Genomic DNA, 14,575 nt, shown 5'->3' with positions numbered 1-14,575 from the left:
CAGCGGTAGTAACAGGAGAGCAGCGTGGCTCAGTATTTTGATCAACTTCAGAAAATTGCCTTTGAAGGGGCGCAAAGCAGCAACCCTCTGGCCTTTAAACATTACAACGCCAGCGAAAAAATACTGGGCAAAACCATGGCAGAACACCTGCGCATGGCGGCCTGCTACTGGCACAACTTCTGCTGGAATGGCCAGGACGTGTTTGGCCAGGGTACCTTTGGCCGGCCATGGCTGGAAGCCGGTGACGCGATGGAAATGGCTAAATTCAAAGCCGATGTGGCCTTTGAGTTTTTTAGTAAACTGACCATTCCTTATTACTGCTTCCACGATGTGGATGTGTCGCCGGAAGGCCGTAACATCCAGGAATATGTGAATAACTTCGCCGCTATGGTGGATGTGCTGGAACAGAAGCAAGCTGAAACCGGCGTGAAACTGCTGTGGGGCACCGCCAACCTGTTCAGCAACCCTCGCTATGCCGCTGGTGGTGCCAGCAACCCGAACCCGGAAGTGTTCAGCTATGGCGCGACGCAAGTGTTCCACGCGATGAACGCTACCAAACGCTTGGGCGGTGAAAACTATGTGCTCTGGGGTGGCCGTGAAGGTTACGAAACCCTGCTCAACACCGACCTGCGCCGTGAGCGCGAGCAATTAGGCCGCTTTATGCAAATGGTGGTGGAGCATAAACATAAGATTGGCTTTACCGGCACCCTGCTGATTGAACCCAAGCCGCAAGAGCCGACTAAACACCAGTACGATTACGACTCAGCGACTGTGTACGGCTTCTTAAAGCAATACGGCCTGGAAAAAGAGTTTAAGGTGAATATTGAAGCCAACCACGCCACCCTGGCCGGTCATTCATTCCATCATGAAGTGGCCACCGCCATTTCGCTGGATATTTTTGGCAGCATTGACGCCAACCGCGGCGACGCGCAAAACGGCTGGGACACCGACCAGTTCCCGAACAGCGTGGAAGAGCTGAGCCTGGTGATGTACGAAATTTTAAAAGCCGGCGGCTTTAGCACAGGTGGCTTTAACTTTGACGCCAAACTGCGTCGCCAAAGCGTAGACCGTTACGATTTATTCCACGGCCATATTGGTGGCATGGACCACCTGGCGCTGTCACTGAAAAAGGCCGCAGCCATGATTGAAAAAGACTTTTTAGCCAACGCCAAACAGCAACGTTATGCCGGTTGGAATGCCGATTTAGGTCAAAGCATTCTGGCAGGTAAACAGTCGCTGGAAAGCCTGGCTGCACTGACACAGCAACAGCAACTGGACCCGAAACCCGTCAGCGGCCGTCAGGAGTTGTTGGAAAATCAGGTGAACCTGGTGCTGTTCAGCTAAACCGAACCCTTGTCCTGTAATGTTCGTAGAGGTAAGTATTGCCCGGCTATTGCCGGGCTTTTTTCAGATAAATTTTTGATTTTTAAATCAAATGAATTGATAAATGAACTTAGGTTTTATCTCACTCGATACTTTAAAGCCTCACAAACAGCTTGGTCATATGAGGCAAGGCCACTAACAATTGTATTCAGGTCAGTATCGACTGCAGTTAGAGTATCTGTCCTTTGAACTTTAAATTTGTGAGCAACATCTCCGCGTTTTGCGCCAAACGAGTGCAAGTTATTCATTAGAACGACATCTATTGCCTCAGGATTCACACCAATAGGGATGAGTAGCTTTTTTTGGTCTCGATCTACTATTCCATTATTTGAAGTCACTACAGAGCGGTACCGATTAAATGCTTCTTTAGAAAACTCTTCAATATCAGAGGATAAATCAGCACTCAATCTTGACTTACTTTTTTCAGAGATATCATCAATGAGTTTTGATGATATGAGAGCCACTAAGGTTTTCGTAATTATGCCGGACCGAGAGTAAATTGCTCTAGCCTCCTGTGCAGCAGCTAATCCAAGATCCTCAATATATTGTTCTAATGCTGAATGACACAGCAATATGTATGATTGCAACTTTAAGTGCTGAAGATCTGTCTCACAGCCAAGCTTGTTTATTCCTCGAGTTATTTTATTAGCTTTTCTCAATGAACTTATCAAAGTTCTATAGTATTGTGTTGGCGACTTCATTTAATTATCGGCAAGGGCAAATTTATACCCGTTAACTGGTTGATTGCACTATACCAAACGTTAAATCTACGTTGAGTAGCCTCTTTAGACTTAGTCGTAGACTCAACTGATTTAACAAAGTCAGGGTTATGCCTACAAATATCTTCATACATCGCTTTCATGGCCCCATTATTGCTATTCACCCAAGCTCGAATACTCGGGTAAGAAAGTGCACCAACAAGGACATCAAACACGGCCCGATTAAACTTATTCTCATAGCCTCCACTAACATATTTTTTACTAAAATCACGTTCTCCAAACTCGACAATGCCAACATTAATAGCTTCGTCCATTTCAGCCAGTAGGCTCATATAACGCTGATGTTCTGAAGGGTTAGAGGAAAAATCAATATTCTTTTTCCTACAAAATTCATCAAGAAATAGTTTTAAGTCACCAACATAAGCGGTCTGCTGATCTCTAAACGCGAGATACCTGATTGCAAGTTCGACATCTGCCATTCGCGGATCGGGCTGCCTCTTTTTGAGCAAGTGATGTATTTCTCCTAAGTTCTCAGTCCACGAAATAATGAACTTTAAAAAGTCGCCAGGATATAACGACATTCGAAGCTCCATCGGAGAAAGCTTTACACTACCTGAGTTTAATCTGTAGAAAATTTCGTATAGCACTGATTCATTTTCCCAGCCTCGAAGAACGGTAGTCCTTAAAGGTTCATGACGTAAACGGTCAGCCAAATCACTATTTTGTTGCAGGTCCGTCCATGTTTTTCCTTCTAGCGAAGTCAAAATCCTTAAACCTTTAAGTTTAAAGACTCGCCCATCAGAAAATTTCCCGTCAATGAACTCTTTTATGGTTGTTAGTCTCTGCTTTCCGTCGAGAACCAAAAATGAGTTTTTCTGACCAGCCTTTGACGCTAGCAATATCTGAGGTATTGGAATTCCAAGCATCAATGATTCAATAAAATGTGATTTTGCTTTAGCCGGCCAGACATTTCGGCGTTGATATTCAGGGTCGAGGTGGAGCTGCTTGCCGATTAATTCGTATATTGTGCTGACAGTCCAATCACTTGGAGCTATTAATAACCGCTCAAAATCCGAATCAGTAACTGTAATATCATCTTCGTTTTCTATAGAACTTTCATCTTCAAACTGGTCACGGTCTTCCCACAAAGCATTAGCAGGCGTGGTATTCATAGATACTCTCTTATATCAATCTTAATTGTCGGCTTCTACAAAACGTGTGTTATGTTCAACAAAATTAGAAAGAACTAAACTTTCGAACATAATTGTAGGTTATTCATATCGGTGGACATATTATTAACGTGTACTTGCCTTCTCGTCTACCTTCGGGACCATTGAAACTAGGCGGCACAGATGCCGCTAGCCTAGTAATTCATTTCAATTATTAATCAATTATTTCAACACCTGAGCTGATAACGAATATGGGCGTGAAATGGCTGGTCCGGTCTGGTGTAGTGAAACGGAAAACAGGGTTGATTGGGGGAGTCGGGGAAAAACTGCGGTTCCAGACAGATGCCTTGCCGGGCTTGAAATGGCGCCGCCAAATGCTCGCCGGTATAGACCTGCAAACCAGGGTAGTCGGAGCTGACTAAAAGCTGCAGCTGGCCGTCCGGGCTGGTCAGCACGGCTGACGCCTGGCGCAAATCGCCCGCCACCACAAAGTTATGGTCCAGCACAGCGCCCGCCAATGTGCGGGCCTGCTGAAAATCAAAGCCTGTGCCCTGCACTTTAGCCAGCTCTCCGGTTGGAATGCAGTCGGTATCGACCACCGCATAATGGGCGGATTTCAGCTGTAGCTGATGCTGATCAATACGCGGTGGCACCTCAGTTGCTGTAACCGCCGCCAGATTAAAATACGGATGCAATGTCGGCCCGACCACAGTGAGCTGCTCAGTGCTGGCCTGAAAGTAGGCTTCCACGGCACCATCGGCGGTTAACTGGTACAGCAGAGTGAACTGCACCGGACCGGGGTAACCGCCCAAAGCGTCAGGCCGGCTGCAGACCAGTTGTACCGCATCTTTGTACTGTTTTTCCAGTTGCCACTGCTGGCAATGCAAGCCGTCCCGACCGCCATGCAGGTGGTGTTTGCCTTCGTTGGCATCCAGCTGGTATGGCTGCTGCTCCAGCTTAAACGACGCCAGGCCAATACGGTTGGCATAAGGCCCGGCCACAGCGCCAAGGTAGCAGCTGTCCTGCAGGTACTGCGCCGGGTCTGGGTAGCCCAAAATCAGCGAACGCTGCTGGCCAGCCACTTGAGCAGACCACTGCTGCAAGGTGGCGCCATAAGACAATACCTGAAGCAGATCGCCTCGGGCATTTTTCAGCTGAAACTGCTGCATCTTTTTGTTCCTTAAATGCTTTGTGGTAACACTAGCCTGCAGCACGGCGCAACTGTATAGCTTTTGTTCCTGCGGCTATTACGGAATTTGGCAGCGGCAATGAAAAAAAATAATTGGCTCTGTACATTCCGTTAGCCAAAAACAAGCGCGGACCTAGTATGGTAAGGCCATAAAAAACATAAAGATGAATCAACAGGTATGACGACACTCACCCGCAACAACAGCCTTTCTGCCAATGGAAGCCAAGTAATGCCACAGACCAGTGCCCGACTCAGCGTGACCGAAAAAATCGGCTATAGCCTGGGCGACCTGGCGGCCAACCTGATTTTCCAAACCTTAATGACCTTTCTGGCGTTCTTTTACACCGACGTGTATCAGATCCCACCCGGTGCTGCTGCCAGCATTATTTTTGCTGGCGGTTTAATAGGCGCCTGTTTTAACCCGGTGATGGGCATGATTGCCGACCGCACCCACACCCGCTTTGGCAAGTTTCGCCCCTGGGTGCTGTGGACCGCCGTGCCTTTTGGGGTCATTGCACTTTTGGCCTTTAGCACACCGGATTTCGGTCCGGACGGCAAGCTGGTATACGCCTTTGTGACTTATGTGCTGCTGGTGTTGGTGTATTCCGCCAATAATCTGCCGTATTCAGCACTGAGCGGCGTGCTGACCGGCAATATGGCTGAGCGCAACAGCCTGTCGAGTTACCGTTTTGTCGCCGTGATGGTGGCGCAGTTTATTATTCAGGCGCTGTTACTGCCGCTGGTGTTGCTGATGGGCGATGGCGACAAAGCCGTTGGCTTTGAGAAAACCATGACGCTGTTTGCCTGGGTCGGCATTGTGTTTTTCCTGATCACTTTTATCACCACCAAAGAGCGGGTGAAAAGCTGCGAAAAAGAAGGCAGCATCCGGCAGGACGTGGCCGACTTACTGCACAACAAACCCTGGGCCATTATGCTGAGCGTGACCATTCTGGTGTTTATTACGCTGGCGCTGAAAGGCGGCACTTACATTTATTATTTTGAGAATTATCTGGACCAGCAGCAAATTGCACTGTTTTTACAGGACATAGGTTTTAACCATTTTATTGCTGGGTTAAACCAGAGCTTAAATGCACTGGGCCTCACCAACTTCAGCTGGCCGGAAGATGCCGCGACTTCGGGCTTTAGCCTGTTTAATGCCGGTGGCATTATTTGCATGATTATTGGTATTGGTTTTTCCAAACCCTTGGCCGACCGCTTTGGCAAACGGGATGTGTTTGCTGTGGCCCTGTTGGTGTCCACCTTGTTTGTACTGGCGTTTTATGTTTTTCCGGCGGACGCTATTGGTCTGGTGTTTTTGGCGCAAATTCTGCACGGCTTTTTTTACGGTATCACCATTCCGCTGTTGTGGGCCATGATTGCCGACGTGGCGGATTTTTCGGAGTGGAAAAACCACCGCCGGGCTACCGCCATTATTTTTTCCGCGATGATTTTTGGCCTGAAACTGGGCCTGAGTATTGGCGGCGCTTTGGTTGCGGCCATTCTGGCCAGCCTGGGTTATGACGCCTCCTTGCCAGAACAAAGCATAACCACAGCCGAAGGCATTAAAACCGCCGTCAGTCTGTATGCCTCGCTACCATTTTTACTGGCGGTGGGTGTCATTTGTCTGTTTGAAATTAATAAACAAAAAGAGCTGCAAATTGAGCGGGAATTGCAAAGCCGCCGCATTGCCGCTGGTGTCAGTGAAACGGAGTAGTGATGACTGAGCCTAATTACCAGGAATTAAAAGCCAAAGCGATTTCCCAGCCTTTGGTGGAGCATATTTATACGGCGGACCCGTCTGCCCATGTGTTTGAAGGCAAAATTTATATTTACCCGTCGCACGACATTGAAGCGGGCATCCCCTTTAATGACAATGGCGACCACTTTGGCATGGAAGACTACCATGTGTTGTCGCTGGAGCAGCCGGGCGGCGCTACTACAGACCATGGTGTGGCCTTGCATGTGGCGGATGTGCCCTGGGCTGAGCGGCAAATGTGGGCGCCGGACGCAGCGAAAAAAGGTGACACTTATTACTTTTATTTTCCCGCCAAGGCGCCAGACGGTTTATTCCGCATTGGCGTGGCCACGGCCAAAACCCCTTACGGCCCGTTCAAGCCAGAAGCAGAAGCCATCGCAGGCAGCTATTCAATAGACCCGGCGGTGTTTGCCGACGACGACGGCGCTTATTATATGTACTTTGGGGGTATTTGGGGTGGCCAGCTGCAAAGCTACCGCGACAACAGCTATAGCTCTTCACACCAGGAACCGAGCGCAGAACAACCGGCGCTGGGTCCACGGGTTGCGCGTCTTTCCGACGATATGCTGCAATTTGCCGAAGCGCCGCGAGAAGTGCAGATCCTGGACTCCGATGGTCAGCCGCTGCTGGCTGGTGACAATGACAGGCGGTTTTTTGAAGCGTCCTGGCTGCATAAATACGACGGGACCTACTACTTTTCCTACTCCACCGGCGACACCCACTTTTTGTGCTATGCCACAGGTGACAACCCATACGGGCCTTTCACCTACCAGGGCCGCATTTTGGAGCCAGTGGTGGGCTGGACCACCCACCACTCCATTTGCCAGTTCGAAGGCAAGTGGTATCTGTTTTACCACGACTCGATTTTATCCGAAGGTGTTACCCACCTGCGTTCCGTCAAAATGACCGAACTGGTGCACCAAGCCGACGGCCGCATCCTCACCATCCAGCCCTATCGGGATTAGGGGTTGAAAAGCCGGGGGAGGCGATTTTGTTCATAATCCGCTCCCCCAAATGACGGAAGGGGCGCACCTTGGTGCGCCCTTTGTTTTAATCTGCATATTGGTTTGGATAGAAGGTTAATCGACAACAGCCAATTCGCCGGTAAGCAAACCTCTGGCGGAATTCCAGAACAAAAACAGTGGTAGGCAACCCAGCCCCCGGAGACTACTGCGTTCGCCCGTTCGCGCCTCCCGCGCTCACTGTTATATCGCTCACTACGCAGTCACCGGGAGCTGATTGCTGAAATTTCAGCCTAATCACTCCCCTTATGCCTATGTATACTCAACATCGCAAACGTCATTTGCAAAATGATGATTTATCGTAAACATCAGTTAAAAAAGGTGATTCAATTCCATGAATACACAAATGAACGAATTTCATCTAAAAATTTATCTAAGTGAAATATCTTTTCAATGCCAACTAGTACTGCAAGCGAACGATGGCGTAATGCATTTTTTGAAACAATTACCCAACGCAAACAGAGTCGATGCATCTCAATTTTTGCAAAATGAAGTTTTCAGAAACTTACATAGCTTGTTAACACATACAAGTAATGTGTCTCGCTTGTTATGGCATCCAAACAAAAAGGGGAAATCAAAAGATCGAGCTGAATACTTAAGGAGCTATCTAGGGCTCACCGAACATCATGTGGTTGCCGATCGGAGATTAAGGGATCACTTAGAACACTTTGATGAGCGGCTAGACAACTGGAGAGAAGGTAGTAACGCAACTATGTTTGCTGATGCCACCATAGGACCGCAGGGGAAGACATTTGGCGGTATTGAGGAAAAGAGCATCATGCGATTCTTCGATCCTTACTCTTTTATTTATGTTTTCAGAGGTGAACCTTTCAGCATTAAAGAGATATCAAAGTCAGTTTGGGAACTGAATCAGCTGATTCGTTCCCAAATCCACTAGTCGCGGTAACTTTGAGATGCATCTAATACACCAAAACCCCCAGCCCCTTATGCGCCACTAAATTCAGCAGCTTTAACGAAGCACCTTTGGGGCTTTTGCCGCCTTGCTCCCAGGCGCGCACTGTGGATGGGCTGGTATTTAAGTAGGCTGCAAATACGGCCTGACTGACGCGGGCACTTTCTCGGATGGCTTTGATGCGGGCGGCATCGAAATGCTCAACCTCTGGCAAACAGAGCGCATCGAACTTGCGCATGGTTTGCACGTCCATCACGCCAGCCTTGTTTAACCCTTGAGCTGTTTGGTGTACTGCATCTAAGATGCTGTTACTCATCGATTTTCACCTCTATAAGCTCGCCAGCCTGTATGGCTCGATTTAACGCCACGGCAGTGTAAGCCAATAAATTTTTTGCCAATAACTTTAAAGCGTTTAGTTCTTTTCGGCTGATATTGTCTTGCTGGCTCTTTGCAAAACCAAAGATAAAAAAGGCTTTGTCACCATGCTTAACGGCTAGCAAAGTGCGGGCCCCGCCCCTTTTACCTTGCCTTCGCAGCCCAACCCGCTTTTTTATCACATGGCCGCCGAGGTCAGCATCCATCAGTCCTGCTGTAATTTCTTGCACCGCATTGTATAGATCGCAGTCCGTCAGCCCTTCTTGCTCAGCCCATTTACTAAACCATTTTGATTTATAGGTCTGCATAGCGTCCTCGCCTTTCAAAACTATACCACCAAGTGATACAGATTGCATCCTGCAATAAAGGTTAGAAGTATAGTTGCAGGAGAACGTGAGCTGCTGTTTCAAGTTTTTCCAGCAGCCATAGAGCTATGAAAAAGGCGACTTGACGTCGCCCATAAGTTTGCAGAAACGAGCAAAACTACCAATTAAACAAGGTGCCATCTTCCAGCCGGTTGACCGGCAGGTAGGCGCGTTGGTAGGGGTATTTAGCCGCCAGCTTTTCGTCAATAGTCACACCATGGCCCGGAGTTTCGCCGCAGTAGAGGAAACCCGCGTTAAAGTGGTAGTCGTGTGGGAAGACTTCATCGGTCGCTTCGGTGTGACGCATGTATTCCTGAATGCCGAAGTTCGGCACCCAGCTGTCAAAATGCAGCGCCGCGCCCATAGTCACTGGCGATAAGTCGGTCGCACCATGAAAGCCGGTCCGCACATGGTACAGCTCCGCCAGTGCGGCAATACGGCGTAAATGGGTAATACCGCCGCCGTGCACCAGGGTCGTGCGGATGTAATCAATCAACTGTTCGCTGATCAGCTGCTGACAGTCGTAAATGGACGAGAACACCTCGCCCACAGCCAATGGTGTGGTGGTGTGCTGGCGGATCAATCGAAAGCCTTCCTGCAACTCGGCCGTGACTGCATCTTCCAGCCAAAACAGTTTAAAGGGCTCCAGCTCTTTGCCAAGCCGGGCCGCTTCAATGGGTGTCAGCCTGTGGTGCACGTCGTGCAGCAGGTGAATATCGTCCCCCACTGCGTCACGCACCTTGGCAAATAACTTCGGCACATGGTTCAGGTACTTGGTGGTGGACCAGAGGTTTTCCGTTGGCAGGTCGGCATCGGCAGGTTCATAAAACAGTTTGTCTTTCGACACGCCATAGGTTGAGGCCAGACCCGGCACCCCAGACTGCGCCCGAATGGCGACATAACCCTGCTCTTTGTAGCGCAGCACCGCCTCGACCGTGTCGTCAATGTCCTTGCCGTTGGCATGGCCATAGACCATGACTTTTGAGCGGCTGCGCCCACCCAATAACTGATAGAGCGGCATACCGGCCGCCTTGGCTTTAATGTCCCACAGCGCCATATCCACTGCCGCGAGCGCGGTCATGCCGACAGGCCCACGCCGCCAGTAAGCGCCCCGGTAGAAAAACTGCCAGATGTCTTCAATTTGCGAGGCGTCTTTGCCAATCAGGCAAGGGATCATATGCTCGGTCAGGTAACTGGCCACGGCCAGTTCGCGACCATTGAGCGTCGCATCGCCAATGCCGGTCAGGCCTTGGTCCGTCTCAATCTTTAAGGTGACAAAATTGCGGCCCGGGCTGCAGACAATCACGCGGGCAGAGGTAATTTTCATCGGTGGATACTCCTTTAAACACAATGTTTTACAGCATACCCAACTCGTCTTTCGCCACAATTCTGAAAGCTGGTAAGGCCGTTATGCTTTGTGCTCTGCAGTGCCCGGCCGTGCGGCTGACCTTATGTTTTTTCGTATCAGCCTCACCTTTACTGGCACCCGGCTTTGCCATAGCCCTAAGGCACAGTAGGCTGGACAAAAAACCACAACAGGGAACTTCGTGATGCGTATCCTCTTGTTTGCTCTTGCTTTTGTGTCTGGCCCGCTGCTGGCCGAGGTCTCATTGCCGCGCCTGATCAGTGACGGCGCCGTGCTGCAACGTGATAAAACCATTCCACTGTGGGGGTATGGCGCCGAAGGTGAAGCGGTTGAGCTTCGGCTGGACAACCGCCTGATTGGCCAGGCGGTGACCCGCAATGGCCGCTGGCAAGTACAGCTCCCAGCACAAGGTGCCGGCGGGCCGCATCAAATCAGTGTGAAAGGCCAAAATGAAGTACAGGTCAAGGACCTGTATTTTGGTGATGTCTGGGTGGCGTCCGGTCAGTCCAATATGGAGATGCCGATGGCCCGGCTGGCGGAGGCGTATCCGGCCGATCTGGCCGCCGCCCATTTTCCGCTGATTCGCCAGTTTGGCGTGCCGCAGAAGTACAATTTCAAAGCGCCGCAGCAGGACCTGACTGATGGCCGCTGGATGCAGGCCACCGCCGCCGACATCCAGCATTTCTCGGCGCTGGCCTATTACTTTGCCCGCGACTTGCAGCAACAAATTAATGTACCTGTGGGTATTTTAAATAACGCGCTGGGCGGCTCGCCGGTGGAAGCCTGGCTCAGTGAAGAAGCGCTGCAGGCCTTCCCGGAGGCGCTGGCCGAAGCGAAAAAGTTTAAAGATGATGCCTATATTGCCGAAATCACAGCGGCGGATGCGGCAAAAAACCAGGCCTGGTATGGCGATTTAGCCGCCCGCGACCAGGGCCTGCATGCGGCCACGCCATGGTTTAGCCAGGACTTTGATGACAGCAACTGGAAAAGCATCACCCTGCCCGGCTTTTTACCAGAGCCCTTTACCGGCGTCTGGTGGCTGCGCCAGGCGATCACACTGAGCGAACAGCAAGCTAAACAAGCCACCGTATTGCGCCTGGGCAGCATAGTGGACGCCGACGAAGCCTATTTAAACGGCCAGAAAATTGCCGAAACCACTTACCAGTATCCGCCGCGTCGTTATGAAATTCCTGTCGGCTTACTCAAAGCGGGCGTGAATCAGCTGGCGGTGCGAATCACCTCCACTCAGGGCAAAACCGGCCTGATGCCGGACAAGCCCTATTGGATTGGCAGCGATCAGCAGCAGATAGCACTGAGTAAAACCTGGAAAATGCAATTGGGAGCCGCTGCCAAACCTTTGCCTGGCGATACCTTTATCCGCTGGAAACCGCTGGGGCTGTATAACGGCCTGACCGCGCCTTTAACCTGGCTGCCAGTGAAAGGCGTCATTTGGTATCAGGGCGAATCCAATGTCGGGGCTTATGCCCAGTACCAGCAACGTTTTGAGCGGATGATTGCGGATTGGCGCCAGGCCTGGCAGCAGCCCGACTTACCTTTTTTGTATGTGCAGCTGGCCAATTTCCTGGAAAAAACCAACCAGCCAACCGACAGTAGCTGGGCCGGCCTGCGTGAAGCGCAGCGCTTAACACAACAAGTGCCACACACTGCTATGGTAGTGGCGCTCGATACCGGCGAGTGGAATGATATTCACCCTGTGGATAAACGCACCTTAGGACAACGTTTGGCGCTGGCGGCCCGGGCAGTGGCTTATCAGGAAAAACTGCCTTATCGCGGGCCAGAGATTGCGTCCGTCACCGCCGAGGCTCAGCAACTCAGGTTGAGCTTTCAGTTTGCCGAGCAAGGCTTAGTGCTGAAACAAGGCGGCAATGCTTTTGCCATTGCCGGCAAAGACGGCCGTTATGTGTGGGCCAAGGTGCAGCAACAAGGCGATCAATTGCTGTTATCTGCGGCAGAAGTCCCACAACCTGTGACGGTGCGTTACGGCTGGGCAGATAACCCGGACGCGGTGCTGTATAACGGAGTGGGTCTGCCGGCCAGCTCTTTTGAAGCCAAGCTTGGGTTTAAGGCAAGCAATCAATAAAACTGCTGATGGTCAGCCGGCCCTGTCGTGGGTCGGCTGATAAGCAGGTGTCAGGCCCTATCTGAGCGCTGTGCAGCAATTTGCGCCGGTACAGCACCAGACGGTTAAAGCAACCGTCCACCCGACCCAACTGACTGAATAAGGCGGTGTCCCCCTGAATATAACCGGCATCGGCTGGCGGTAAATCCGGCCCGCCATTTTCACTTTCCAACGCGCGGTAATAGGCCTCTGTGCGCGTTTCATCAATAGTTTCAAAACCTGTCTTGCGATGGCGGTAAAACGCTGTGCCACCCTGGTTGCCCTGAAACAAATAATGCACTGCCGCCAAGGCATGCGGCTCTGTGGTATCAAAATGCGGAATACGCTGCAGCAGTTTCAGCTGATCTGGTGCTGTGGTCACCAGCGAATAATGGCAAACCGAAAAGTGCAAATTAGCCGACGGCAAGGCAAAGACCTGGCACAACGTACTCTGCAGGCTTTGCAAAAAGCGCTGCCGGTAAGCCTCTGGCGCGGCTGCCCGCACGCCGGGGTAATACGGCGAATTGGCGGCAAACTGCTGGTTACCGGCATCCTGCAGCAACAGGTCTGGCCGAGCATGAAAATGATCCACCACCAGCACAGGCTGTTGCTCCTGGCCCAGCCTTAACACCTGCAACTGCATTTGTGGTGCAAGTTTTAACATCAGCCCGCCATAGCCCGTACAGGTTTGGCAAAACCAGAAGGGCAATACTGACGGATAAACTCCTGATGCGACGGCAAGCGCTCGACCGCCTGGCTGATGCTGCTACGAATTTGTTGCAAGTGCGCGTTCATCTCGGCGGCTGGCACGCTGGCCACTAGTTGATGGTAGCTACGCGGCTGCAGCCGCTGGCCCAGCATCACATGGGTCCAGGACTCCAGCCGGAACATTTCGTCGCCGGTCTGAAAGGCCAAAGCGCTGTCACGGAACAGCTCGATACGGTGCGCCAGGCTGTCGGGGATGGGCATAGTGCGGCAGTAATTCCAGAACTCGCTGTCGCTGCGTTCAGTTTGGTGGTAATGCAAAATAATAAAGTCACGGATTTTCTCCAGCTCACGAATGGACTGCTGGTTGTATTCATCGGCCAAAGCGTCGGTCACCCCGGCAAAAGGAAACAACCGCAATAACCGAATGACCCCATTCATAAACAGGTAAATACTGGTCGATTCAAGCGGCTCAATAAACCCACTGGATAAGCCAAGCGCCACACAGTTGCGGTGCCAGAACTTTTTCCGCCGCCCAGTGGTGTAACTGAGCACACGGGGCTCCATCAAGGGCGCCGTTTCCAGGTTGCCGAGTAGCTGCTGGCGGGCCTGTTCATCCGACAGAAAATCGGCCGCGTAGACCAGGCCGTTACCGACCCGACTTTGCAGCGGAATACGCCACTGCCAGCCTGCCTGATGCGCCATGGCTCTGGTGTAAGGGGGCAAGGTCGCTGCGGACTCCGTTTGCACCACCACAGCTTTGTTACACGGCAACCAGTGGTCCCAGCGCTCAAAGCCGGTTTTTAACGTTTGCTCGATCAGCAAGGCGCGAAAACCGGTGCAGTCAATAAATAGATCGCCGTCAATGCGCTGACCATCGGCCAGCACCAACGCGCTGATATCGCCATTGGGGTGCTGCTCCACCTGCTGAATGTTACTTTCAATTCGCTTCGCGCCCAAAGCCTCACTGAACTGGCGCAAAAAACGCGCATAGCGGCCTGCATCCAGATGATAGGCGTAGCTCAGGCCACCTTGGCTGCTTTTGCCAAATTTATGCGCCAGCGCCGCCTGCAGCTCATAGCAATAGTCACCAAAAGGCGCCTCGATGCCTAAGCGTTGGCCATGCAGGTAATAATGCTGAAAATCGGCCAGAAAACTGCCGCGACCTGTGGTGCCAAAAGGGTGCATATAACGGTCGCCCTGCAGCCCCCAATGCTCAAAGGAAATACCGAGCTTAAAGGTCGCGTCGGTCGCCCGCATAAACTCCTGTTCATCAATGCCCAGCAGGTTGTGGAACAAGGCCACAGGCGGAATGGTCGACTCGCCTACCCCGACTGTGCCTATCTCTTCCGATTCCACCAGTACCAGCTCAATCTGGTCCTGTAAACGTTTAGCCAGCGCCGCCGCCGCCACCCAGCCGGCGGTGCCACCGCCTGCCACCACCACTTTTTTTACGTTGTTTTGCATGGTGAAAATCCCTGTCGATTGATTGGC

At 51.4% G+C, this 14,575-nt stretch carries 13 protein-coding genes; 5 read left to right on the top strand and 8 right to left on the bottom strand.

Annotated elements, in window-relative coordinates:
• Positions 1-24: 24 nt before the first annotated feature.
• A complete protein-coding gene (gene xylA, locus ACFO3I_RS11685) occupies positions 25-1,344 on the top strand; it encodes a xylose isomerase (RefSeq protein WP_377334163.1) in 1,320 nt (439 codons plus the stop codon).
• A gap of 116 nt (positions 1,345-1,460) precedes the next feature.
• Here xylA and ACFO3I_RS11680 read toward each other — a convergent pair whose 3' ends face one another.
• The 3 genes from ACFO3I_RS11680 to ACFO3I_RS11670 form a co-directional block, all read right to left on the bottom strand.
• The gene (locus tag ACFO3I_RS11680) at positions 1,461-2,084 is read right to left on the bottom strand and encodes a HEPN domain-containing protein (protein WP_377334162.1); all 624 of its coding nucleotides are present in this window, start codon (positions 2,082-2,084) and stop codon (positions 1,461-1,463) included.
• On the bottom strand, positions 2,081-3,274 hold the full coding sequence (locus tag ACFO3I_RS11675; protein ID WP_377334161.1) for a DUF262 domain-containing protein: 1,194 nt from the start codon (positions 3,272-3,274) through the stop codon (positions 2,081-2,083). The genes ACFO3I_RS11680 and ACFO3I_RS11675 overlap by 4 nt, the downstream gene beginning before the upstream one ends.
• Before the next feature lie 224 nt (positions 3,275-3,498).
• On the bottom strand, positions 3,499-4,440 hold the full coding sequence (locus ACFO3I_RS11670; protein WP_377334160.1) for an aldose epimerase family protein: 942 nt from the start codon (positions 4,438-4,440) through the stop codon (positions 3,499-3,501).
• Positions 4,441-4,689: 249 nt separating this feature from the next.
• Between ACFO3I_RS11670 and ACFO3I_RS11665 the strand changes: the two genes are divergently transcribed.
• From ACFO3I_RS11665 to ACFO3I_RS11655, 3 genes are all read left to right on the top strand, one after another.
• On the top strand, positions 4,690-6,174 hold the full coding sequence (locus tag ACFO3I_RS11665) for an MFS transporter (RefSeq protein WP_377334159.1): 1,485 nt from the start codon (positions 4,690-4,692) through the stop codon (positions 6,172-6,174).
• 2 nt (positions 6,175-6,176) lie between these two features.
• A complete protein-coding gene (locus ACFO3I_RS11660) occupies positions 6,177-7,181 on the top strand; it encodes a glycoside hydrolase family 43 protein (protein WP_377334158.1) in 1,005 nt (334 codons plus the stop codon).
• A gap of 391 nt (positions 7,182-7,572) precedes the next feature.
• Positions 7,573-8,136, top strand: coding sequence for a hypothetical protein (locus ACFO3I_RS11655; protein WP_377334157.1), 564 nt, complete (start codon positions 7,573-7,575; stop codon positions 8,134-8,136).
• Between the two features lie 22 nt (positions 8,137-8,158).
• Here the strand turns inward: ACFO3I_RS11655 and ACFO3I_RS11650 are convergent, their stop codons facing one another.
• The 3 genes from ACFO3I_RS11650 to manD all read right to left on the bottom strand — a co-directional run bounded on the left by ACFO3I_RS11650 (position 8,159) and on the right by manD (position 10,218).
• Positions 8,159-8,467, bottom strand: coding sequence for a helix-turn-helix domain-containing protein (locus tag ACFO3I_RS11650; protein WP_337880784.1), 309 nt, complete (start codon positions 8,465-8,467; stop codon positions 8,159-8,161).
• Entirely contained in the window at positions 8,460-8,834 is a 375-nt protein-coding gene (locus tag ACFO3I_RS11645; RefSeq protein ID WP_377334156.1) for a type II toxin-antitoxin system RelE/ParE family toxin, read from the bottom strand. Before ACFO3I_RS11645 ends, ACFO3I_RS11650 begins: the two co-directional genes overlap by 8 nt.
• 175 nt (positions 8,835-9,009) lie before the next feature.
• Complete coding sequence (gene manD, locus ACFO3I_RS11640) at positions 9,010-10,218, bottom strand: D-mannonate dehydratase ManD (protein WP_377334155.1); 1,209 nt, start codon at positions 10,216-10,218, stop codon at positions 9,010-9,012.
• 223 nt (positions 10,219-10,441) lie between these two features.
• On the opposite strand from manD, the gene ACFO3I_RS11635 reads away from it, so the two are divergent.
• Complete coding sequence (locus ACFO3I_RS11635; RefSeq protein ID WP_377334154.1) at positions 10,442-12,358, top strand: sialate O-acetylesterase; 1,917 nt, start codon at positions 10,442-10,444, stop codon at positions 12,356-12,358.
• On the opposite strand, the gene ACFO3I_RS11630 is transcribed toward ACFO3I_RS11635, so the two are convergent.
• Together ACFO3I_RS11630 and ACFO3I_RS11625 are read right to left on the bottom strand one after the other, a co-directional pair.
• Complete coding sequence (locus tag ACFO3I_RS11630) at positions 12,339-13,040, bottom strand: DUF6445 family protein (protein ID WP_377334153.1); 702 nt, start codon at positions 13,038-13,040, stop codon at positions 12,339-12,341. The genes ACFO3I_RS11635 and ACFO3I_RS11630 overlap by 20 nt on opposite strands.
• On the bottom strand, positions 13,040-14,548 hold the full coding sequence (locus tag ACFO3I_RS11625; protein ID WP_377334152.1) for a tryptophan halogenase family protein: 1,509 nt from the start codon (positions 14,546-14,548) through the stop codon (positions 13,040-13,042). The genes ACFO3I_RS11630 and ACFO3I_RS11625 overlap by 1 nt, the downstream gene beginning before the upstream one ends.
• Positions 14,549-14,575: the final 27 nt, after the last annotated feature.

Origin of the sequence: Rheinheimera marina (genome assembly GCF_042654345.1) — a bacterium.
Taxonomy (GTDB): domain Bacteria; phylum Pseudomonadota; class Gammaproteobacteria; order Enterobacterales; family Alteromonadaceae; genus Pararheinheimera; species Pararheinheimera marina.
The sequence above is the reverse complement of the archived record's forward strand: the minus strand, read 5'-3'. Positions and strand labels throughout refer to the sequence as shown.

Coding starts and splice junctions, on each gene's coding strand:
- ACFO3I_RS11635 (WP_377334154.1), top strand. CDS start 10,442: ATGCGTATCCTCTTGTTTGCTCTTGCTTTTGTGTCTGGCCCGCTGCTG.
- ACFO3I_RS11650 (WP_337880784.1), bottom strand. CDS start 8,467: ATGAGTAACAGCATCTTAGATGCAGTACACCAAACAGCTCAAGGGTTA.
- ACFO3I_RS11625 (WP_377334152.1), bottom strand. CDS start 14,548: ATGCAAAACAACGTAAAAAAAGTGGTGGTGGCAGGCGGTGGCACCGCC.
- ACFO3I_RS11655 (WP_377334157.1), top strand. CDS start 7,573: ATGAATACACAAATGAACGAATTTCATCTAAAAATTTATCTAAGTGAA.
- ACFO3I_RS11630 (WP_377334153.1), bottom strand. CDS start 13,040: ATGTTAAAACTTGCACCACAAATGCAGTTGCAGGTGTTAAGGCTGGGC.
- ACFO3I_RS11665 (WP_377334159.1), top strand. CDS start 4,690: ATGCCACAGACCAGTGCCCGACTCAGCGTGACCGAAAAAATCGGCTAT.
- manD (WP_377334155.1), bottom strand. CDS start 10,218: ATGAAAATTACCTCTGCCCGCGTGATTGTCTGCAGCCCGGGCCGCAAT.
- ACFO3I_RS11660 (WP_377334158.1), top strand. CDS start 6,177: ATGACTGAGCCTAATTACCAGGAATTAAAAGCCAAAGCGATTTCCCAG.
- ACFO3I_RS11680 (WP_377334162.1), bottom strand. CDS start 2,084: ATGAAGTCGCCAACACAATACTATAGAACTTTGATAAGTTCATTGAGA.
- ACFO3I_RS11675 (WP_377334161.1), bottom strand. CDS start 3,274: ATGAATACCACGCCTGCTAATGCTTTGTGGGAAGACCGTGACCAGTTT.
- ACFO3I_RS11670 (WP_377334160.1), bottom strand. CDS start 4,440: ATGCAGCAGTTTCAGCTGAAAAATGCCCGAGGCGATCTGCTTCAGGTA.
- ACFO3I_RS11645 (WP_377334156.1), bottom strand. CDS start 8,834: ATGCAGACCTATAAATCAAAATGGTTTAGTAAATGGGCTGAGCAAGAA.